At 70.8% G+C, this 20,497-nt stretch carries 19 protein-coding genes; 4 read left to right on the top strand and 15 right to left on the bottom strand.

Translation table 11 applies throughout. The annotated features are described in order from the left end of the window. Positions 1 to 3 precede the first annotated feature (3 nt). Positions 4 to 465, top strand: coding sequence for a hypothetical protein (locus tag GVV86_RS03740; protein WP_159801469.1), 462 nt, complete (start codon positions 4 to 6; stop codon positions 463 to 465). 32 nt (positions 466 to 497) lie between these two features. Here the strand turns inward: GVV86_RS03740 and GVV86_RS03745 are convergent, their stop codons facing one another. After that, positions 498 to 1,121, bottom strand: coding sequence for a hypothetical protein (locus GVV86_RS03745; RefSeq protein WP_159801471.1), 624 nt, complete (start codon positions 1,119 to 1,121; stop codon positions 498 to 500). Positions 1,122 to 1,247: 126 nt separating this feature from the next. Continuing rightward, on the bottom strand, positions 1,248 to 3,107 hold the full coding sequence (locus tag GVV86_RS03750) for a S8 family serine peptidase (protein ID WP_246669865.1): 1,860 nt from the start codon (positions 3,105 to 3,107) through the stop codon (positions 1,248 to 1,250). Positions 3,108 to 3,507: 400 nt separating this feature from the next. Here GVV86_RS03750 and GVV86_RS03755 point away from each other — a divergent pair, with 400 nt between their 5' ends. From GVV86_RS03755 to GVV86_RS03765, 3 genes are all read left to right on the top strand, one after another. After that, entirely contained in the window at positions 3,508 to 4,032 is a 525-nt protein-coding gene (locus GVV86_RS03755) for a GNAT family N-acetyltransferase (protein ID WP_159801473.1), read from the top strand. A 20-nt stretch (positions 4,033 to 4,052) separates the two neighbouring features. Further along, a complete protein-coding gene (locus tag GVV86_RS03760) occupies positions 4,053 to 4,949 on the top strand; it encodes a phytanoyl-CoA dioxygenase family protein (protein WP_201291345.1) in 897 nt (298 codons plus the stop codon). A 113-nt stretch (positions 4,950 to 5,062) separates the two neighbouring features. After that, positions 5,063 to 5,506 (top strand): aminoacyl-tRNA deacylase, encoded by a 444-nt coding sequence (locus tag GVV86_RS03765; protein ID WP_159801475.1) that lies wholly within the window; start codon positions 5,063 to 5,065, stop codon positions 5,504 to 5,506. Positions 5,507 to 5,540: 34 nt separating this feature from the next. Here the strand turns inward: GVV86_RS03765 and GVV86_RS03770 are convergent, their stop codons facing one another. From GVV86_RS03770 to pyrR, 13 genes are all read right to left on the bottom strand, one after another. Continuing rightward, entirely contained in the window at positions 5,541 to 7,649 is a 2,109-nt protein-coding gene (locus GVV86_RS03770) for a primosomal protein N' (protein WP_159801477.1), read from the bottom strand. A gap of 19 nt (positions 7,650 to 7,668) precedes the next feature. Beyond that, the gene (gene metK, locus GVV86_RS03775; protein WP_159616765.1) at positions 7,669 to 8,883 is read right to left on the bottom strand and encodes a methionine adenosyltransferase; all 1,215 of its coding nucleotides are present in this window, start codon (positions 8,881 to 8,883) and stop codon (positions 7,669 to 7,671) included. 63 nt (positions 8,884 to 8,946) lie between these two features. Beyond that, entirely contained in the window at positions 8,947 to 10,167 is a 1,221-nt protein-coding gene (gene coaBC, locus GVV86_RS03780) for a bifunctional phosphopantothenoylcysteine decarboxylase/phosphopantothenate--cysteine ligase CoaBC (protein WP_159801479.1), read from the bottom strand. 25 nt (positions 10,168 to 10,192) lie between these two features. Then, positions 10,193 to 10,453 (bottom strand): DNA-directed RNA polymerase subunit omega, encoded by a 261-nt coding sequence (gene rpoZ / locus GVV86_RS03785; RefSeq protein ID WP_120165450.1) that lies wholly within the window; start codon positions 10,451 to 10,453, stop codon positions 10,193 to 10,195. A 57-nt stretch (positions 10,454 to 10,510) separates the two neighbouring features. Further along, positions 10,511 to 11,080 carry a guanylate kinase gene (gene gmk, locus GVV86_RS03790; protein ID WP_133402293.1) on the bottom strand — a complete coding sequence of 190 codons (570 nt, stop codon included), beginning with the start codon at positions 11,078 to 11,080 and terminating at the stop codon, positions 10,511 to 10,513. An 8-nt stretch (positions 11,081 to 11,088) separates the two neighbouring features. Then, the gene (gene mihF, locus GVV86_RS03795; RefSeq protein WP_159616769.1) at positions 11,089 to 11,427 is read right to left on the bottom strand and encodes an integration host factor, actinobacterial type; all 339 of its coding nucleotides are present in this window, start codon (positions 11,425 to 11,427) and stop codon (positions 11,089 to 11,091) included. Positions 11,428 to 11,525: 98 nt separating this feature from the next. After that, positions 11,526 to 12,416, bottom strand: coding sequence for an orotidine-5'-phosphate decarboxylase (gene pyrF / locus GVV86_RS03800; RefSeq protein WP_159616771.1), 891 nt, complete (start codon positions 12,414 to 12,416; stop codon positions 11,526 to 11,528). Continuing rightward, complete coding sequence (gene carB / locus GVV86_RS03805) at positions 12,406 to 15,717, bottom strand: carbamoyl-phosphate synthase large subunit (protein ID WP_159801481.1); 3,312 nt, start codon at positions 15,715 to 15,717, stop codon at positions 12,406 to 12,408. The genes pyrF and carB overlap by 11 nt, the downstream gene beginning before the upstream one ends. Continuing rightward, positions 15,717 to 16,934, bottom strand: a complete 1,218-nt coding sequence (gene carA, locus GVV86_RS03810) for a glutamine-hydrolyzing carbamoyl-phosphate synthase small subunit (protein WP_159801483.1) — start codon at positions 16,932 to 16,934, stop codon at positions 15,717 to 15,719. The genes carB and carA overlap by 1 nt, the downstream gene beginning before the upstream one ends. Further along, complete coding sequence (locus GVV86_RS03815) at positions 16,931 to 17,482, bottom strand: PH-like domain-containing protein (RefSeq protein WP_425513915.1); 552 nt, start codon at positions 17,480 to 17,482, stop codon at positions 16,931 to 16,933. The genes carA and GVV86_RS03815 overlap by 4 nt, the downstream gene beginning before the upstream one ends. Then, on the bottom strand, positions 17,470 to 18,825 hold the full coding sequence (locus tag GVV86_RS03820) for a dihydroorotase (RefSeq protein ID WP_159801485.1): 1,356 nt from the start codon (positions 18,823 to 18,825) through the stop codon (positions 17,470 to 17,472). Before GVV86_RS03820 ends, GVV86_RS03815 begins: the two co-directional genes overlap by 13 nt. Continuing rightward, complete coding sequence (locus GVV86_RS03825; RefSeq protein WP_159801487.1) at positions 18,822 to 19,853, bottom strand: aspartate carbamoyltransferase catalytic subunit; 1,032 nt, start codon at positions 19,851 to 19,853, stop codon at positions 18,822 to 18,824. Before GVV86_RS03825 ends, GVV86_RS03820 begins: the two co-directional genes overlap by 4 nt. Beyond that, complete coding sequence (gene pyrR / locus GVV86_RS03830; protein WP_159616781.1) at positions 19,850 to 20,437, bottom strand: bifunctional pyr operon transcriptional regulator/uracil phosphoribosyltransferase PyrR; 588 nt, start codon at positions 20,435 to 20,437, stop codon at positions 19,850 to 19,852. The genes GVV86_RS03825 and pyrR overlap by 4 nt, the downstream gene beginning before the upstream one ends. Positions 20,438 to 20,497: the final 60 nt, after the last annotated feature.

Below are 20,497 nucleotides of genomic sequence, written 5' to 3' on the forward strand. Positions count from 1 at the left end.
CCGGTGGGGGTAACGGGTGCCGCGCGCGCGGCTCAGGCAGGCGGACCGCCTCCGGGCCTGGTCCGCACCGAACCGCTGATCGGAATCCTTGTCCTGACGGTGGTGACCGGCTGGGAGACCCTCTGGACGCCGGCCCCGCTGACCGCCGGTGTCCTGGCCGCCATCTTCCTCGCGTTCGCGGCCCAGCTCCTCAATGCGACCCTCGACAACCTCCGCACCGCCGGGCCGTCGCGCTCGCGCCGGCCGCCGATGGCTCTCGGTGTGGCGGCTCTCCTCCTGCCCGCCCTGCTGGTCCTGCTCAGCAGCTACTCCCTGATCGTGAGGGACAACCTCTTCTCGCTCACCGGGCTCGCCGTCGGCGTCCTGCTGTGCTGGGCGGGCAGGATCTCCCTCGACGCCCTGCGGAGGGCGGGAAGCCCGGGGCGGACGCTGGTCGAACCGAACGGAGGCTCACGACAAACCTGACGGCGCCGCCCCAAAGAAGGGCTCCACCGGTCTCAGGCCGGGGCGGGGACCGCCTGCCGGGTGCGTTCAGCCAGCTGGAAGGCCGTGGCAACCAGGATTAGGAGAACTCCCACCGCGAGCCCGGGGAGCTCAACCGCCGGGCCCGTCAGTGCGATCCCTTCAACAGCGCCATCCGCGAGCGGCACGAGCAGCCCGAGGGAGTCCGCGACGGTGGTGGCGGCCATGGCCTCGAGGGTTCCGGGGATCAGCGCGGCGAGGATCAGGGCAACCCCGCCGGCGCCCAGGGAGGACGAGACGGCCTTGGCGAAGGGGCGGAATCGAAGGAGGTGGTGGCTGAGCAGTGCGGCCGCGCCACAGACCGCAACGGCCGCTGTACAACGGATTCCCGCCGCCAGCGTCAGCATGGTCAGCGCGCCGATCGGAGGATCCTGCACGGTGATCGACGCGCTTTCATACTCTCCGGCAATGACGAGCGGGGTCTCCTCGGCGAATTCCGGGAAACGACCGTTCACCAGCGGCACCGACCCGGTGAAGTCCCCCTGCCACAGCGAGGCCACCTGCACACCGGTGCCGATCACCACGCCGGCGGCAACCACCAGCGAGACGCAGAGTGCGCCCCAGAGCGTGCCTCGTTCGATCCGTGAAAACTTCCGCACCGCTGATTCCCCCATCGTGCTGGTCGTGGCCGCGCCCTGGCCTGAACGGCGCCTGAAGAGTCTACGTGCCGGCGGGGGCTTTCCCGGGGACCGACCGGCCGGGGGTTCCGGCCGGTCGGATGGCGCCTAGAGGGAGCCGGTGGTGAAGGTCCAGCTTGAGCCGGCCGACGGGTTTCCGGCCAGGTCCCGGATCCCCATGGTGCCTCCGGTGAGCGTGGCGGTGTACCGCGTGTTCGCCGCCAGGGTGACTCCGGGATTGAGGATCCACTGGTTCGTGGCGCCGTTCCGTGTCACGGTCGCCGAGACCGCTGCGCCCGTCGCCGTGTTCTTCAGCCGGAACGTAGTGGTCCCCGCACCCTGGATCGGCTCGCTGAAGGTGGCCCCGATGTTCGCGACGCGCTTGACCCCGACGGCGTTGATGCCCGGGATGCGGGCAGTGACGGTGGGGGCGGGCCCGGCGGTGAAAACCCACGTCGAGGCCGCAAACGGATTGCCGGCGGCGTCCCGGATGGCGGTGATGCCACCGGTGAGTGTCGCCGTGTACTTCCGGTCGGCCACCAGGTTCGAGACCGGATTCAGCACCGCCGTGCGGGTCGTGGCGTTGTAGGACACCGCTGCCGGAACCACGGCCCCCGCGGCGTCCCTCAGCACGAAGGTCCCGGCCGCAACGCCAAGGACGGCCTCACCGAAGGTCACCGAAAGGTTGTTCGCCACCGGAACGCTGACGGCGTTGATGCCCGGGGTGCGCGCGGTGACGGCGGGAGTGACGGCATCGGAGTACAGCAGCCGGTTGGGCGTGCCGGTGGTCGCACCGGTGATGCGCCCGGGGGTTGAACTGCTGATCAACGACGCCGATACCTGGGCGGGGGTGAGTGCGGGGTTCCGTGAAAGCAACAGGGCCGCGGCGCCGGCGGCAAGCGGGGCCGCCATCGAGGTGCCGCTTTTGAAGACGCCTGCGGTCGACGAGCTGTGCGAGGCGGAGAGGATGTCCACCCCCGGTGCGTACAGGTCGACGCAGCTGCCGTAGTTGGAGAAGTACGCCTGGGCGTCCGTACGGTCGCTCGCGGCGATGGTCAGGGCGGCCGGCACCCTCGCCGGCGAGGAGCGGCAGGCGTCCGCCGTAGAGTTCCCGGCGGCGACGACCGCGGTCACGCCGTCGTTGATGACTCCCTGCAGGGCCGCGTCAACGGTCGTGCTGACTCCGCCGCCGAGGCTGAGGTTGGCCACCGCTGGGGTGCCCGCCGGGTGGTGGGCGGCGACCCAGTCAAGCCCCGCCACCACGTCGGAGGTGTAGCCGGAACCGGCACAGTCGAGCACCCGCACCGGGATGATGGTCGCGGCCTTGGCGACACCGTAGGTGGTTCCCGCGACGGTTCCGGCAACATGAGTCCCGTGTCCGTTGCAGTCCCCGTCGCCCGGCCCGTCCGTCACGGCGCTCCAGCCGGGTGCGACGCGGGTGCCGAAGCCGGTGTGCGAACCCAGCACGCCTGTATCGATGACATAGGCGCTCACGCCCGCACCGGTTGCTGAAGCCGAGTACGTTCCGGACAGCGGAAGGGCCCGCTGGTCGATGCGGTCGAGGCCCCACGGGGCGGAGTACTGCGTGGCTGAGATTCCAACCGGTGCGTCCACCTCAACGGCGGCGACCCCGGCCTTCCGCTCGAGTGCGGCGGCCTGGCCCGGGGTCGCGGTCACGACCGCAGCCCGCACCGCGGCCGAGAAGGTCCGTCCGACGCCTATTCCCCGCGAGCGCAGCTCCCGCGCCTGCGCGGCGACATCGGAGCCGGGAGTGAACCGGACAAGGTACCGGGTCGTGGTGCCGTCCCGCTCGGCGCCGGCGGGACCGGGGGGAGCCGGGGCGGGGTCGGCCGGAGCGGCTGGCGGCGGGGGCGCCGGCAGTGCCTGGGCCGGCGCCGTCGATGACAGCAGGACCGGGACCACCAGGGCAGCGGTCAGCACGGACCGAAGGGGGGAAGTGATGAGCAAGGGGTCTCCATGGGGTACCGGTAAGCAGGGCTGGCTGCGCAGGTGTTGGGGTGCCGTTGTCCGGCCGGCTGCCGGGCCGCACCTCGGATGGGCACTGTTGGGTGTCGTTCGAGGCCGGCCTCGGTCGTGGCGGGAGTCGGTCCGGAACCGGCGTGTGGGTACCGGGTTGCAGTGCCACCCCTGTTCCGGGCCATGCTCCGGTGGCTCTGCCGATGTCTCAACTGGCTACAGATTGCTCATGCTTCACATCTGACCCACCTGAGGCTACGGAGCCCCAGACTGGTCTGTCTACTACTTTTTTGCCCCCGGAACCGGGCTGCACGCCCCGGCCGGCGCCCTCGCCTCCGCGGCGGCCGGAGCTCCCGCCGCCCGCCCCGGGCCAAAGTGGCAGACTTGAGGAATGCTCACCTACTCCACGGACCGCCTGACACTGCGGAACTGGACGGAGGAGGACGCCGGCTTTGTCCTCGACCTCTATTCGCGCCATGAGGTCCAGCGCTTCATCGGCCGGACACCGCGTCTCATGGCGGACCCGGCGGAAGCGCGCGATCGCATCGAGGCCTGGGGGCGCCGGGACGACGGGATGCATGGGATCTGGGCGGTGGAGGCGAAGGAAAGCCGGCGGCTGGCCGGGGTGCTCCTGCTCAAGCCGATCCCCCTGTCCGCCGGAGTACTGGACCCGGGCGGCGAGACCGAAATCGGGTGGCACTTCCACCCGGACTCCTGGGGCCGGGGCTACGCAGCCGAGGCGGCATCCACCGTACTGCAGCATGGGTTCGCGCAGGGTCTGCAGCGGGTTGTCGCGGTCACGCATCCCCAGAACCTTCGCTCACAGCGGGTGTGCGGGAGGATCGGAATGCGGCACCTCGGGGTGTCCACGAGATACTACGACACCGCCTGCGAACTCTTCGCTGCCTCCGCCTGACGGATAAGATTGAGGCTTTCATGCCAAAGCAGTCAATGGAAAAGGACCTCATGACAAACCTTGCCAACAGCGTTGAGCCGCTGGACATCCCGATCCCCGACGGAGCCGGTGCGGAAGTGGTGGCCGCCGTGACCGGGCTCTACACGGACGGGATCATCGCCCGGAAGGGCGCTTTCTCCCGGGAGTGGGCGCAGCGGATGGCCGAAGACATCGACGTCGCCTTTCAGGAGGCCCTCTCCCGGCCGGGCGGCGCCGTCGGCCGGGGACCGAACCGCCACTACGTGGAGATCCACCCCGAGCAGATGAAGGGCTGGCTCGAGCTTGTCGACCACCCCTGGGTGCGGATGGTCTGCGAGTCGGTGCTCGGCCCGGATTACCAGTTCGTCGAGCTCGGCTTCGACATCCCCGGCGCCGGCGCCGTCAACCAGCCGTGGCACCGGGACTTCCCCATGCCGGAGGAAACCCGGGTGGGCGGGCGCCTGACCTCGCTCGCCTTCAACCTTACGGCCGTTGACACCGAGCAGGACATGGGGCCTTTCGAGGTGGCCCCCACCACCCAGTGGGATCTGCCGGAGGGGTTCGACCACGAGATGTTCCCCCCGAAGTCGGCCTACGGCCGCTACGAAGCGCTGGCGCAGCGGAAGTACCCGAAGATGGGAGACGTGTCCGCCCGTTCGGCGCTGACCATCCACCGGGGCACCCAGAACTTCTCACAGAAGTCACGGCCGGTCCTGGTGCTCGGGGTCGATGCCCCCGGCGCAGGCAATGCAGAGCACCACGACATGGCCGTCACCCGGAAGTTCTACGACTCGCTCCCCGAGCGCGTCCGGAACCACCTGAGCTGCCCGATCGTGGACGAGCTGACGCCTATCACTCAGAAGCACTCGATCGAAGGCCTGATGATGGGTGATGCCTAGGCGCCGGAGCGCCTGAGCCCGAACCGGCGGCGCGCCGCCCGGGCAGTCGGACATAAGCCCGGCGGGATCGCGAAGCTGCGGATCCCGCCGGGCAGCAGAAGGAGGAGTGCCAGGTGAGAACGGGACGGGAACGGGTGGAGGCCGACGCGGCCGCACGGGGCATCTCCGTCGAATTCGTGGAGCGCACGCACGCCGCCGAGCTCGGGCTCGACCGGGCCGACTTCGTGAAATCGATGCTGGTCAAGCGCCACAACGGCACCTTCCTCTTCGCGCTGGTCCCCCTGGACCGGCAGATCGCCTGGCCGAAGCTTCGGGCGGTGGTGGGCGTCAACAAGCTCCTGCTCCCCGACGCCTCGGTGGCCCTTGCCGTGACCGGGTACGAACGTGGCACCATCACCCCGCTCGGCAGCACTCCGGCGTGGCCGGTGTTCGCCGACGAACGGATCACTGGCCGGCGGATCGGGATGGGCAGCGGCGAACACGGTGTCGGGGCAGTGGTGGACGCCGATCAGCTCATCGCGGGCCTGCAGGCCACGGTCGCCGACATCTCGGCCTGAGGCGGCGCCCCCGGCACACCGGACCCGCCCGCGGCTACAGCAGGTCCAGCGCGTCGCAGCGGATGGACACGGGCTCGGTGGTGCGCCGGGCCGAGAGCACCGCGCGGCGGGTGCGCAGCGCCCCGACCGCCGCGGCGGCTCCCCGGTAGCTGAAGAACAGGAGCAGCCGGCTCGCTCCGTCCCCGGCGAGGTGGCCCGGATCCCGTTCGGCGGCCCGCCAGGGCGGCGGCGGTGCCGGCACCGGTCCGACGGTGCGCAGGAACAGGTCCGGGTCGATTCCCTCCATGAAGGCCGCCAGTGCCTCCCGGCTTCCGGTCAGGGCCGCGTAGCGGACGGCCGGCGGAAGGCCCAGTTCGTGGCGCAGCACCGCCTCGCGGGCCGCCGCTCCCATCGGATCCCACCGCACGAGGTGCCCCGCGGTCGTGTCGTCGTCGGCGGAAACGACCACCAGGCCACCCTTGCCGGCCGGACGGGCCAGCACGGCGGCCGAGAACCAGCGCCGGAGGGTGTCCTCACCGGTCCGCATCGATTCCCTGCTGAGCATTGCCGTGCCGTCGAGCAGGATGACCGCGGCGTAGCCGCCCTCGGCGACCGGCTCGGCCCCGGGGGTGGCGATGACCACCGCCGGGGTGTCCGGCACGGTATCGACGATGTGCTCGCCGGCCGAGGAGACGACGGCGGTTCCGGGGAAGGCCCGGCCCAGCTCCTCGGCGGTGCGGGTGGCGCCGACCACGGTGGCCCGGATCGCGGTGCCCCCGCAGGTGGGGCAGTGCCAGTTCGGGTCGGGGCGCCCGCACCACCGGCAGCCCAGGATGCCTCCGCGGCTCTGCTGGGCCAGCGGGCCGGTGCAGTGCCGGCAGCGGGCAGGCTGACGGCAGGTGGCGCAGGCGGTCGCCGGGGAGAACCCGGTGCGGGCCACCTGGAGCAGCACCGGGCCCCGGGTGAGCCCGTCCTGGGCCGCCCGCCAGGCCGCCGACGGAATCCGTGCCTGCGCGGCGAGGGGGTCCCGTTCGAGCTGGAAGGCGTCGGTGGCGTGCTGGACGCGCGGGACGCGGCGGCGGATCTCGGAGCGTTCGGCGTGGATGGACCGCGCCCACCCCGTCTCGACGAGCCGGTGTGCCTCGGTGCTGCGCGAGACCGAGGCGATCAGCGCCGCCGTCCCCTCCTGTTCGGCACGCAGCAGCAGCACCTCGCGGGCGTGCTGGTAGGGCGCCCGCTGCTCGAAGTGAAGGTCGTCGCCGTCATCCCACAGCACCACCAGGCCGAGGTCCCGCACCGGCGCGTAGGCCGCCGAGCGGGTGCCGACGGCCACCCAGGCCTGCCCGTGCAGCAGGCGCAGGAAACTGCGGTAGCGCGGCGTCGGGCCGTCCTCCGCGGTCATACGGGCCACCGCCTCGTCGCCCAGCCGGCGCACCAGCGCCGCCTCCACGCGGGCAAGGTCTCGCTGGTCGGGAACGACGACGACGGCGCCCCGGCCGCTGGTGACCACCGCGGCCACCGCGTCGGCGATCTCCTCCGGCCAGGACTGCGGTCCGTACCCGCCGACCGTTGTGAGCACCGCACGCGGGGACTCCCCGGCCGCGAGGTGAAGCAGGAACGCCTCCCCGTGCACGTACCGGCTGTAGCTCCCCGAGCCGGCGGAGCGGGCGGAAACCACCGTAGGCAGCTGCACCGGTCCCGCGGCCGGAGCCGGCACGCCGTCGAACTCCTTCTCCACGCGCGCCGCCCGCGGAGGCACCGCCGCCCGCAGGACGTCGCTGACCGACCCGGCGAACCGCGCGGCCACCGCCCGGGCCAGCTCCAGGACGGCTGGGGTCAGGACCGGGTGGGAGGAGACCACCTTCGCCAGGGGAAGCAGCGTGGCCTTCGCCTCAGAGGACGGGATACGGCCGGCGATGTACCCGGTGTGCTCCCGCCCGGCGAACCGGACCTTCACCCGTGCGCCGGGCACCGCCTCGCCGTCGAGTTCCTCCGGAACATAGTAGTCGAAGACCCGGTCGAGGTGCGGCAGCGGGGATTCAAGGATCACCTGCGCCACCGGGTTAATCTTCGCCGCGCCGGGGCTGCCCGGGGGCAGGCGCGGCGCGCCGAAGCCATGGAGCAGTGACAGCTGCCCGCCGTCGGCGCCCGTGCTGGTGGTCATGGGAAAATTATGCCGCCGATCAGGCGTTGAAGTAGCTCCGCAGCTTGTCGACGCGGTCGGTCAGCTCCCAGTTGAACCCTTCGTCCTCGCGGCCGAAGTGCCCGTGGGCCGCGGTCTTCTGGTAGATGGGACGCTTCAGGTCGAGGGCGTTGATGATGCCGAGCGGGCGCAGGTCGAAGATCTCCCGGATCGCCTTGCCGATCGCCAGGGGGTCGACTGTCTCGGTGCCGAAGGTCTCCACGTAGATCCCGACCGGATGCGCCATGCCGATGGCGTAGGCAACCTGGATTTCGGCCCGGCGGGCCAGACCTGCGGCCACGACGTTCTTGGCGACCCAGCGCATGGCGTAGGCGGCAGAGCGGTCGACCTTCGAAGGGTCCTTGCCGCTGAACGCTCCCCCGCCGTGCCGGGCGCTTCCGCCGTAGGTGTCGACGATGATCTTACGGCCGGTCAGGCCGGCGTCCCCGACCGGACCGCCGATGACGAAGGCGCCACCCGGGTTGAGGATGTGCCGCACGGAGGAGGCGTCAAGGTCGGAGGTTTCGAGGACCGGATCGATGACATGGGTGACGAGGTCCGCGCGCAGCTCGTCGAGGGAGACCTCGGCGGCGTGCTGGGAGGAGATGACGACGGAGTCGACCGAGACCGGGGTGTCGCCGTCGTAGCCGATGGTGACCTGGGTCTTGCCGTCGGGCCGCAGGTAGGGAAGCGTGCCGTCCTTACGCACGGCCGTCAGCTGCTCCGAGAGCCGGTGAGCCAGCCAGATCGGTGCGGGCATGAGCACGGGGGTCTCATCGCTGGCGTAGCCGAACATGATCCCCTGATCGCCGGCGCCCTGGGCGTCATAGGGATCGAGGCCCTTGCCTTCGCGCACCTCGAGGGAGTGGAAGACCCCGGAGGCGATCTCCGGGGACTGCTGGCCGATGGAGACCGAGACGCCGCACCGGGCGCCGTCGAACCCGTTGGCCGAGGAGTCGTAGCCGATCCCGAGGATGGTGTTGCGCACGATCTCGGGGATCTCGACATACGCCTCGGTGGTGACCTCGCCGGCGACATGGACCAGGCCGGTGGTGACCAGTGTCTCCACGGCCACCCGGGCGTCAGGGTCCGCCTGGAGCATGGCATCGAGGATGGCGTCGCTGATCTGGTCGCAGATCTTGTCGGGGTGGCCCTCGGTGACCGATTCGGAGCTGAAAAGCCGCAGCGCGGCGGGATTGGGGCTGGCAGGATTCACGTGCTCACTCTACTTGGTTCGGGTTCGTAAGGTGCGGGCGGCGTCATCGGGAACCGCGCGGGTTCAGGCGTTCAGCACCGCCGCGGCGCGGGCGAGGACCGCCTCGGCGACCTCGCGTTTGCTGCCGGAGACCGGCTCCGGTTCGCTGCCGTCCGCCGCCAGGATGAGCGCGGCGCTGGTGTCGGAGCCAAAGACAAGGTCCCGGCCCACGACGTTGAGAACCAGCAGGTCACAGCCCTTGCGTTTGAGCTTCAGCTGGGCGTGCGTCAGCGGGTCCGTGTCCGGGTCGCCCGTCTCGGCGGCGAATCCCACGATCACCGCAGGGCTCCCCGAGTCGGCGCGCCGCAGCACGCTTTCGGCGAGGATGTCGGGATTGCGCACCAGCTGGAGCACGGGCTCGGCGGCGTCGTCGGTCTTCTTGATCTTCGACTCCGCCACCTCCGCCGGGCGGAAGTCGGCGACGGCGGCCGCCATGATGAGCACGTCGGAGTCGGCGAGGGAGGCAAGCACGGCGCCGCGCAGCTCAAGGGCGGTCTCGACGCGCGTCAGGAGCACCCCGGCCGGGGCCGGCACCTCGACGGCGGCGGCGATCAGGTTCACCGACGCGCCGGCGGCCAGCGCCGCCTCGGCCAGGGCCATCCCCTGTTTGCCGGAGGACCGGTTGCCGAGGAAGCGGACCGGGTCGAGCGGCTCGCGGGTTCCGCCCGCGGTGATGGTGACGGTGCGTCCGGCCAGCGGGCCGGCGGCGGCACCCGTGCGGCTGCGGTGGAAGGCGAGGGCGGCGGCGAAGATGTCGGCCGGCTCGGGAAGCCGTCCGGGCCCGGAGTCGGACCCGGTCAGGCGCCCGGTGGCCGGCTCCATCACGTGGACTCCGCGGGAGCGCAGGAGGGCAACGTTCGCGGTGGTCGCGGGGTGCCGCCACATCTCGGTATGCATGGCCGGGGCCATAAACACCGGCCCGGAGGCCATCAGCAGTGTGCCCGTGAGGAGGTCGTTGGCAAGGCCGGCGGCGGCGCGGGCGAGGATGTCCGCGGTGGCCGGGGCGACCACGACCAGGTCGGCCTCGTGCCCGAGCCGGACGTGGTTCACCTTCTCCACGTCGTCGAAGACGCTGTTGCTCACGGAGCGCCCGGAAAGGGCCTCCCAGGTCGCGGCGCCGACGAACTTCGTGGCGTTGTCCGTCGGGATGACTGTGACTTCGTGGCCTGCCTCGGTAAAGAGGCGGAGGAGGGATGCGGCCTTGTACGCCGCGATCCCTCCTCCAACGCCGAGGACTACCCTCACGTTCGGATCCTGCCCGTCGGGGCCGTTACTCGGCCTGCTCCATGGGGGCGGCGACGAGCATTCCCTCGTCGATCTCGCGCAGGGCGATGGACAGCGGCTTCTCGTTCAGCCGGGTGTCGACCAGGGGGCCGACGTACTCGAAGAGGCCCTCGTGGAGCTGGGAGTAGTAGGCGTTGATCTGGCGGGCGCGCTTGGCACCGTAGATAACCAGGGCGTACTTCGAGTCCGATGCCTCAAGGAGCGAATCGATCGGCGGGTTGATGATGCCTTCGGGCTGTGTTGACACGGAATATCTCCAAAAGATAGGCGTTACTTGAGCTGTTACTTATTTCTGGCCTGCGCTTTAGCGCTGCAGGGGGCGCAGTCCCATCAGCGAAACAAGCTCGTCAGCCGCGTGTTCGACACTGTCATTGACCACGGTGTGGTCAAACTCCGGTTCGGCGGCAAGCTCCAGTTTAGCTGTTTCCAGCCGATGCTGCTGTTCCTCGGTGCTTTCGGTGCCCCGGCCGATCAGCCGGCGGACCAATTCCTCCCAGGTGGGTGGGGCCAGGAACACGAAATTTGCCTCGGGCATCGTCTCCTTGACCTGCCGGGCGCCCTGCAGGTCGATCTCCAGGAGCACGCATCGGCCCTCGTCCATGGCCTCCTGCACGGTGCTGCGCAGGGTGCCGTACCGGTTGCGTCCGTGCACCACGGCCCACTCGAGCAGCTGGCCGTCGGCGACCAGGGCGTCGAACTCCTCCGGGGAGACGAAGAAGTAGTGGATCCCGTGGACCTCGCCGGGGCGCGGGGGCCGGGTGGTGGCCGACACCGACAGCCACACGTCGGGATAGTTGTCCCGGATGTAGGTGGAGACGGTTCCCTTGCCCACGGCCGTAGGCCCGGCCAGTACTGTCAGCCGCGGCTTCGACACGTAGTTCCTCACTTCCTGGCGGAGCCAGGGTTCGAATCGTTCAAATGGTCAATGAGCGCTTTGCGCTGGTGGACTCCCAGCCCGCGCACGCGGCGGGTAGGGGCTATGCCGACGGCGCTCATGATGGCCGCCGCCCGTACGTCGCCCACGCCCGGGAGGGCCTTGAGCAGGTCGAGGACCTTCAGCCGCCCCACCGCCTCATCATCGGTGCTGCTCTCGATGACTTCCGCTACTGAGACTTTACCTGCTTTGAGGCTTGACTTTATTTCCGCGCGGGCCGCCCGCGCGGCGGTGGCCTTCTTCCGTGCCTGAGTTCGTTCGACGTCCGTCAAAGGCTTCAGGCTCACAAGTGCTCCCTGCATTGGACGGCCCCGGTGAAATGCCGGTCACCGCTGGTCTTGGAGAATGGGCTGGATCTGAACCTATCTTCTCAATCGGCCCAAAATCAATCCGCTGCAGGGAGCGGATCAAGTTCCCGGCGGGCGGACCGCGCGGCCTCCCGCAGCCGTGCCGGATCCGGCCCCGCCGCGAGGACGGCCCGGCTCGAGGTCGGCAGCACCAGAGGGCGGGCGGCGCCGAAGCTGGCCTCGAGTTCACGGGCGCCCGCGCCCTGGGCCCCGACGCCGGGGGCCAGGATGGGCCCGTTCAGCGCACCGAGGTCAAGGCCCAGGGACGTCACCGCGGCCCCGACGGTCGCCCCGATGACCAGGCCGACGGACCCGGGCGCTCCGACCTCCGCCGCCGCCCGGTTCTCCGCAGCGGCGGCCCGCACGATCCTCAGCGCGACCGATTCCGCGCCGCCGGCGTGCTGCACCGAGGCACCCTCGGGGTTGGAGGTGAGGGCGAGGATGAACACGCCCCGGCCGGTGCCTTCGGCCAGGTCGAGGGCCGGTCGCAGCGATTCGAAACCGAGGTACGGGTTGAGGGTGACGGCGTCCGCGGCGAACGGCGCGCCCTCGGCCAGCCAGGCCTCCGCGTAGGCGGTCATCGTTGAGCCGATGTCGCCCCGTTTGGCATCGGCGATCGTCAGCACGTCCGCCTCCACCGCCCGGGCCAGCAGCGTCTCGAGCACGGCCAGCCCCTTGGAGCCGTGCCGCTCGTACAGGGCCACCTGCGGCTTCAGGGCCGCCGCCTCGGGCCCGAGGACCTCCAGCGCCGCCAGGGAAAACCGCTCAAGGCCCGCCGGGCTGTCCGGCAGGTCCCAGGCCGCCAGCAGGGCCGGGTGCGGGTCGATCCCGATGCACAGGCCGCCGCGGCGCCGCCGCGCGGCCGCCAGGCGCACCCCGAACGGTTCGCGGGGCGCGCCGGCGGGGCGGGTGCCGCTGCTAGGAGGCATGCTGGGCCTCCGTGGAGGCGCGCAGGTTCGCTGCGTGTTCCTGAAGGCTCGTCACCGACCATTCGAAAGAGCGCATGGCCTCGATCGCCTGCACGGCGGCCCCGACCTCGGGGATGGTGGTGACGACGGGAAGCCCGTAGGAGGTCGCCGCCGCCCGGATCTCGTACCCGTCGCCGCGGGCCTGCCCGCCGGAGGGGGTGTTGATGATCATGTCGATGCCGCCGCTGGTGATCAGGTCGACGACGGTGCCGGTGCCGTCGGCCCCGGCGCCCTCGGCGACCTTCCGCACCGTCGTGGCGCTGATGCCGTTGCGCCGGAGCACATCGGCGGTGCCGCCGGTCGAGACGATCTGGAAGCCCAGGTCGACGAGGCGCTTGACCGGCAGGATGATTGAGCGCTTGTCCCGGTTGGCCACGGAGACGAAGACCTTGCCCGAGATCGGCAGGGCCGCGTTCGCCGCGGCCTGGCTCTTGGCGAACGCGGTGTCGAAGTACCGGTCGATGCCCATGACCTCGCCGGTGGAGCGCATCTCCGGGCCGAGCAGCGAGTCGACGACGACGCCCTCGGGGGTCCGGAACCGGCTGAAGGGCAGCACGGCCTCCTTCACCGACACCGGGGCGTCGAAGGGCAGGGACCCGCCGTCGCCCTGCTGCGGCAGCAGGTGGTGAACGCCCCGCAGTTCGGCGATGCTGACGCCGACCCCGATCAGGGCGGCCGCCTTGGCGAGCTGCACGCCGGTGGCCTTGGAGACGAACGGCACGGTGCGGGACGCGCGCGGGTTCGCCTCCAGCACGTAGAGGATGTCGGAGGCCAGGGCGAACTGGATGTTGATCAGCCCGCGCACCCCCACCCCCTCGGCGATGGCCAGCGTCGCCGTCCGGACCCGCTCCAGGACGTCGGCGCCGAGGGTGATCGGCGGCAGCACGCAGGCGGAGTCGCCGGAGTGGATGCCGGCCTCCTCGATGTGCTCCATGATTCCGCCCAGGTACATGTCGGTGCCGTCGTAGAGGGCGTCGACGTCGATCTCGATGGCGTCTTCGAGGAACCGGTCGATCAGCACCGGGTGGTCGGCGGTGATCTCGGTGGCGTTGGCGATGTAGCGCGAGAGGTTCGGCTCGTCGTACACGATCTCCATGCCGCGCCCGCCCAGGACGTAGGAGGGACGCACCAGGACGGGGTAGCCGATCTCGTCGGCGATCTTCTTGGAGTCCTCGAAGGAGACGGCGGTGCCGTTCTTCGGGGCGATCAGCCCGCCGGCGTCGAGCACCCGGCTGAAGGCCCCGCGGTGCTCGGCCAGGTCGATGGCCTCCGGGGAGGTCCCCAGGATGGGGATGCCGGCGTCGGCCAGTTCCTGCGCCAGTTTCAGCGGCGTCTGCCCGCCCAGCTGGACGAAGACCCCCATCACTCCCCCGGTCCGCTGCTCCGCGGCGATCACCTCGAGGACGTCCTCGAGGGTGAGCGGCTCGAAGTAGAGGCGGGTGGAGATGTCGTAGTCCGTCGAGACCGTCTCGGGGTTGCAGTTGATCATCACCGTCTCGTACCCGGCCTGGCGCAGCGCCATGGAGGCGTGCACGCAGGAGTAGTCGAACTCGATGCCCTGGCCGATCCGGTTCGGCCCTGAGCCGAGGATGATCACCGAGGGCCGGGCGTGGTCGGCCACCTCGTCCTCCTCGTCGTAGGAGGAGTAGTGGTACGGGGTGTAGGCGGCGAATTCGGCCGCGCAGGTGTCGACGGTCTTGAAGACCGGGCGCACGCCCAGGGCGTGGCGGACCCCGCGCACCACGGCGTCCGGGATGTGCCGCAGGGCGCCGATCTGTTCGTCGGAGAAGCCGTGGCGCTTGGCGAGGCGGAGGATGTCCTCGCTCAGGTTCGCGGCCGTCCGCACCTGCTCGGCGGTCTCGTTGAGCAGGACCAGCTGGTCAAGGAACCAGGGGTCGATGCCGGTGGCCTCGTGCAGGTCTTCGATGCTCGCCCCGCCCAGCAGGGCGCGCTGGACCTGGGAGAGCCGTTCCGTCGTGGGGCGCTTCGCCGCCTCGATGAGGCCGGGGACCTCCTCGGCGGGCACGGGCGCGAAGGACAGCTGGGAGCCCTTCTGCTCAAGGGAGCGCAGGGCCTTCTGCAGCGCCTCGGTGAAGTTGCGGCCCATGGCCATGGCCTCGCCGACCGACTTCATGGTGGTCGTCAGGGTGGTGTCCGCGGCCGGGAACTTCTCGAAGGCGAAGCGCGGAACCTTCACCACGACGTAGTCGAGCGTCGGCTCGAAGGAGGCCGGCGTCTTCTGCGTGATGTCGTTGGGGATCTCGTCGAGGGTGTAGCCCAGGGAGAGCTTCGTGGCGATCTTCGCGATGGCGAAACCGGTGGCCTTGGAGGCCAGCGCGGAGGAGCGCGAGACGCGGGGGTTCATCTCGATCACGACGACGCGTCCGGTCGAGGGCTCGATGGCGAACTGGATGTTGCACCCGCCGGTGTCCACTCCAACCTCGCGGATGACGGCGATGGAGATGTCGCGCAGCCGCTGGTACTCGCGGTCGGTCAGGGTGAGGGCGGGGGCGACGGTGATGGAGTCGCCGGTGTGGACCCCGACCGGGTCGAAGTTCTCGATGGAGCAGACCACAACGACGTTGTCGTTTCTGTCCCGCATCATCTCGAGCTCGTACTCCTTCCAGCCCAGGATGCTCTCCTCGAGCAGCACCTCGCTGGTGGGGCTGTACTGAAGGCCCTGCCCGACGATCCGGCGCAGGTCGGCCTCGGTGTAGGCGAGGCCGGAGCCGAGGCCGCCCATGGTGAAGGAGGGCCGCACCACCATGGGGTAGCCGAGGTCCCCGGCGGCCGCCAGGGCCTCATCCAGGGTGTGGACGATCACCGAGCGCGCCGATTCGGCGCCGCAGCGTTCGACGACGCCCTTGAACTTCTCCCGGTCCTCGCCGAGCTCGATGGCGGCGATATTGGCGCCGATGAGCTCGACGCCGAATTTCTCCAGGATGCCGTTCTTGTCCAGGGCGATCGCGGTGTTGAGCGCGGTCTGCCCGCCGAGGGTGGGAAGGAGCGCGTCGGGGCGTTCCTTCTCGATGATCTTGGCGACCACCTCGGGGGTGATGGGTTCGACGTAGGTGGCGTCGGCGAACTCGGGGTCGGTCATGATGGTGGCCGGGTTCGAGTTGACGAGGATGACCCGCAGGCCCTCCTCCTTGAGCACGCGCAGCGCCTGGGTGCCCGAGTAGTCGAATTCGGCGGCCTGCCCAATCACGATGGGGCCGGAGCCGATGACCAGGACGCTGCGAAGGTCGGTTCTGCGGGGCATCAGTTCTCTTCCTGGGGGGTGCTCGGGGCGGTGCTGTCGGGGCTGATCTGCTGCGCGCCTTGAGCGGCAGCCATCAGGTCGATGAAGCGGTCGAACAGGTAGGCCGAGTCGTGGGGGCCGGCTGCCGCTTCGGGGTGGTACTGGACGGAGAAGGCGGGAAGGTCGAGGCACGCGAGCCCCTCGACGACCGAGTCGTTGAGGCTGATGTGGCTGACCTCGACGCGGCCGAAGGCGCCGTGCGGTGCCTCGACGGGGCCCTCGAGCGGGGCGTCGACGGCGAACCCGTGGTTCTGGGAGGTGATTTCGACCCGGCCGGTCCGCCGGTCCAGGACGGGCTGGTTGATGCCGCGGTGGCCGTAGCGCAGCTTGTAGGTGCCGAAGCCCAGGGCACGGCCCAGGATCTGGTTGCCGAAGCAGATGCCGAAGAACGGGATCCGCCGCTCCAGGACCCGCCGCAGCAGCTCCACCTGCACGTCGGCCGTCGCCGGGTCCCCGGGACCGTTGGACATGAACACGCCGTCAGGGCCGGCCTCCGTGAGTTCCTCGAAGGAGGTGTCGGCAGGGAAGACGACGGTGCGCACCCCGCGCTGGGCGAAGTGCCGAGGGGTCATGGTCTTGATCCCGAGGTCCAGGGCGGCGACGGTGAACCGGGGCTCGCCGTCCCACCCGTGGTCGGCCGGTTCGACGGTGTACACCGCCGCGGCGCTCACCTCCTCCGCAAGGCGCGCCCCGGCCATCGACTGCTGCGCCTGGACCAGTTCCAGCAGCTGCGCGGCGGGCAGGGCGGCGGCGGCGCCGGAGAAGATGCCGGCCTTCATCGCGCCGCGCTCACGCAGGTGGCGGGTGACGGCGCGGGTGTCCACGCCCTCGATCCCGACGACGCCCTGGTCGCGGAGCTGGGCGTCGAGGCTGAGTTCGGAGCGCCAGTTGGACGGGCGGCGGGCCGCGTCGCGCACGATGTAGCCGGCCACCCAGATGCGCCGAGACTCGGCGTCGTCCGCGTTCACCCCGGTATTGCCGATGTGGGGGGCGGTCTGCACCACGAGCTGGCGGGCGTAGGAGGGGTCGGTGATGGTTTCCTGATAGCCGGTCATGCCGGTGGCGAACACCGCCTCACCGAGGGCGGTGCCCTCGGCGCCGTAGCTGCGGCCGCGGAAGGACCTGCCGTCCTCAAGGACGAGCACCGCCGCTGCCGGGGACGTGGGGGGTTGGTTCACTGGGGGTTCCTGCCTTCGGGATCAATCGGGGAATCGTTCGTGGGGTCGTTCGGGGGTGGGCTGCCTGGGGTGAGGGCTGCGACCGCCGCGAGGAGCTGGGTTTTATCGGTGGCGTGGCGGGTCCGGAACCCGGTGTCGACGCCTTCGCCGTTGAGCCGCCAGGAGAGCACGATCAGGCCGTTCTTTTCAACGAACTTGCCGGTCATGCCCGATTCGAGGCGGACCCCGGTGAGGTCGCTGCGCGGCACATACACGTCCGGGGCGCCCCGGCGGGCCAGCAGGACGCCTTCGGGGTGCACCGTGACGACGGCCTCGGAGCGCACTCCCAGGCCGTGGACGGCGATGCGGTCGAGCCAATCCCCCGCCGTCGTCGTGGCCACGTACTGGCCTTCAGTCCGGTAAAGCTCCCGGCCGGGGTCGGCCGGGACGGCAGGCGGAGCGGGCACCGCGGCCTGCCGGCGCAGCCGGTTGCGCCAGCCCACGGCCATCAGGGCGAAGACGGCGACGACGATCAGGAGGGTGAGGCTGAGCGGGCCTAGCCAGTCCACGCGGTTTCCTTAGCAGCAGGGGTGAGCGGCGCATTGAGGGCGCCGTCGAGGACGGTGGGGTGGCCGCGGTAGAACGTGGCCTGGACCCGGCCGGGGAGCCGGAGCCCGGCGAAGGGGCTGTTGCGCCCCATGGTCGCCATCCGATGCGGGTCGACCGTCCAGCGCGCCGCGGGGTCCACCAGGATGAGGTTGGCCGGTTCACCCTCGGCCAGCGGCCTGCCCTGGTGGGCCAGCCGCCCGATCTCCGCGGGCCGGGTGGAGGTGACGCGGGCGAAGCCCTCCCAGTCCAGCAGGCCGGTCTCCACCATGGCCTGCTGCACCACGGACAGGGCGGTCTCCAGACCGGTCATGCCCATGGCCGCCTGAGCCCACTCGCATTCCTTGTGCTCGCTGGGGTGCGGGGCGTGGTCGGTCCCCACGGCGTCGATGGTGCCGTCGGCGAGGGCCTCACGCAGGGCCTGCACGTCCTCGGCGGTGCGCAGGGGCGGGTTCACCTTGTAGACGGGGTTGTAGCTGCGCACGAGGTCGTCGGTGAGCAGCAGGTGGTGCGGGGTGACCTCGGCAGTGACGCGGATGCCGCGGGCCTTGGCCCAGCGCAGGATCTCGACGGACCCGGCGGTGGAGACATGGCAGACGTGCAGCCGGGAATTCACGTGCTGGGCCAGGAGGACGTCGCGGGCGATGATGCTCTCCTCGGCGACGGCCGGCCAGCCGGTCAGGCCGAGAACGGCGGAGACCTCCCCCTCGTTCATCTGCGCCCCCTCGGTGAGCCGGGGCTCCTGGGCGTGCTGGGCGATCACACCGTCGAAGGCCTTCACGTACTCAAGGGCGCGGCGCATCAGGACGGGGTCGGAGACGCAGATGCCGTCGTCGGAGAAGACCCGCACCCGGGCGCGGGATTCGGCCATGGCGCCGAGTTCGGCCATCCGTTCCCCCGCAAGGCCGACAGTGACGGCGCCGACCGGGCGGACCTCGACCCAGCCCGCGCGCTCCCCCAGGCTGTACACCTGTTCGACGACGCCGGCGGTGTCGGCCACCGGCGAGCTGTTGGCCATGGCGTGAACCGCGGTGAACCCGCCCAGTGCGGCGGCGCGGGATCCGGTTTCAACGGTTTCGGCGTCCTCGCGGCCGGGCTCGCGCAGGTGGGTGTGGAGGTCGACCATGCCGGGAAGGGCGATCAACCCGTCGGCGTCGATCACCTGCGTTCCGGGGTCCGGGGTGGCGCCGGGGCCGACCCGCGCGATGCGTCCGTCCCGGATCAGCAGGTCCCGGCGGGGTCCGCCCAGCGGGGAGGCGCCCCGGATCAGGTACCCGTTTCCGGGTGTCGGTGCTGCACCGGTCATACTGCGGGCTCCTTCGTGGGGGTAAGTGCGGGGTTCTCGCGGACGGTCGGCGCGGCCGGGTCGCCATGGGTGCCGCCGGCAAGCAGCAGGTACAGCGCGGCCATGCGCACCGAGACGCCGTTGCGCACCTGGGCCAGCACGGTGGAGCGGACCGAGTCCGCCGCGGCGGCCGAAATCTCCAGCCCGCGGTTCATGGGTCCGGGGTGCATAATGACCGTGTCGCCGAGGCCCAGGGTGTCGAGCGCCGCGAGGCGGGCGTCGTCGAACCCCCAGCGCCGGGAGTACTCCCGGGTGGAGGGGAAGAAGGCGGCGTTCATCCGTTCGGCCTGCAGCCGGAGCATCATGACAGCGTCGGGCCGGTCGGCGAGCGCCTCGTCCAGGTTGTACCGCACGGTGCAGGGCCAGGTGTCGACCCCCACGGGGAGCAGGGTGGGCGGGCCCACCAGGGTGACGTCCGCGCCGAGGGTCTTCAGGAGCCACACATTGGAGCGGGCGACGCGCGAGTGGAGGATGTCCCCCACGATCAGGACCCGCATGCCGGTGAGGTCGCTGCCGGGAGAGCCGGTGCCGGCCAGCTTCGCCCAGTGGCGGCGGAGCGTGAAGGCGTCGAGCAGCGCCTGGGTGGGGTGCTCGTGGGTCCCGTCGCCGGCGTTGAGGACCGCCGCGTCGATCCAGCCGGACGCGGCCAGGCGGGCAGGGGCGCCGGAGGCGGGGTGGCGGATGACGACGGCGTCGGCGCTCATCGCCTCGAGCGTCTGGGCGGTGTCCTTGAGCGATTCGCCCTTGGAGACCGAGGAGCCCTTGGCGGCGAAGTTGATGACGTCCGCGGAGAGCCGCTTGGCGGCGGCCTCGAAGGAGATCCGGGTCCTCGTCGAGTCCTCGTAGAACAGGTTCACCACGGTGCGCCCGCGCAGGGCGGGCAGCTTCTTGATTTCGCGCTCGCCCACGGCCGCCATCTCCTCGGCGGTGTCGAGCAGGCGCAGCGCGTCGGGCAGGGCCAGGTCATGGGTGGAGAGGAGGTGCTTCATGCGCCGCCCTCGATGACGACTTCGTTCACGGGACGCCCACCGGCAGTGTCGATCTCCTCGAGGTGCACCCGGACCCGCTCAGCCGAGGAGGTCGGAAGGTTCTTGCCGACATGGTCGGCTCGGATCGGAAGCTCCCGGTGCCCGCGGTCCACCAGGACGGCGAGCCGCACGATGCGGGGCCGGCCGAGGTCGGCCAGCGCGTCAAGGGCGGCCCGGATCGTCCGCCCGGAGTACAGGACGTCATCGACGAGCACCACGACCTTCTCGTCGATCCCGGTCGGCGGGAGCTCGGTGGCCCGCGGCGGCCGGGTGGGATTGCGCTGGAGGTCGTCCCGGTACATGGTGACATCGAGCTGGCCGGTGATGGCCCGGGGGTCGACGGAGGGATCGACGGCGCCGATGCGGCGGGCGAGGCGCTGGGCGAGCGGGTAGCCCCGGCGGGGGATGCCGAGGAGCACAAGGTCGGAGGAGCCTTTGTTGGCTTCGAGGATCTCGTGGGCGATGCGGGTGAGCGCGCGGTCTATATCGGCTTCGGCGAGAACAACGCGCGGTGCGGCTCCGGCATGCGGTGCGGGCACGGTCATATCACGCTTCCTCCTTCCCCGCCTCACAGGACGGCATTTAAAGGTTGGCTGCGTTCTCAA

This window comes from Arthrobacter zhaoguopingii, assembly GCF_009828595.1.
Taxonomy (GTDB): Bacteria; Actinomycetota; Actinomycetes; order Actinomycetales; family Micrococcaceae; genus Arthrobacter_D; species Arthrobacter_D zhaoguopingii.

What these genes read in the sequence shown, in the direction of transcription:
- GVV86_RS03755 (WP_159801473.1), top strand. Translation starts at nt 3,508, where the DNA reads ATGCTCACCTACTCCACGGACCGCCTGACACTGCGGAACTGGACGGAG.
- GVV86_RS03760 (WP_201291345.1), top strand. Translation starts at nt 4,053, where the DNA reads ATGCCAAAGCAGTCAATGGAAAAGGACCTCATGACAAACCTTGCCAAC.
- GVV86_RS03770 (WP_159801477.1), bottom strand. Translation starts at nt 7,649, where the DNA reads ATGACCACCAGCACGGGCGCCGACGGCGGGCAGCTGTCACTGCTCCAT.
- pyrF (WP_159616771.1), bottom strand. Translation starts at nt 12,416, where the DNA reads ATGCCTCCTAGCAGCGGCACCCGCCCCGCCGGCGCGCCCCGCGAACCG.
- carB (WP_159801481.1), bottom strand. Translation starts at nt 15,717, where the DNA reads ATGCCCCGCAGAACCGACCTTCGCAGCGTCCTGGTCATCGGCTCCGGC.
- GVV86_RS03820 (WP_159801485.1), bottom strand. Translation starts at nt 18,825, where the DNA reads ATGACCGGTGCAGCACCGACACCCGGAAACGGGTACCTGATCCGGGGC.
- GVV86_RS03825 (WP_159801487.1), bottom strand. Translation starts at nt 19,853, where the DNA reads ATGAAGCACCTCCTCTCCACCCATGACCTGGCCCTGCCCGACGCGCTG.
- pyrR (WP_159616781.1), bottom strand. Translation starts at nt 20,437, where the DNA reads ATGACCGTGCCCGCACCGCATGCCGGAGCCGCACCGCGCGTTGTTCTC.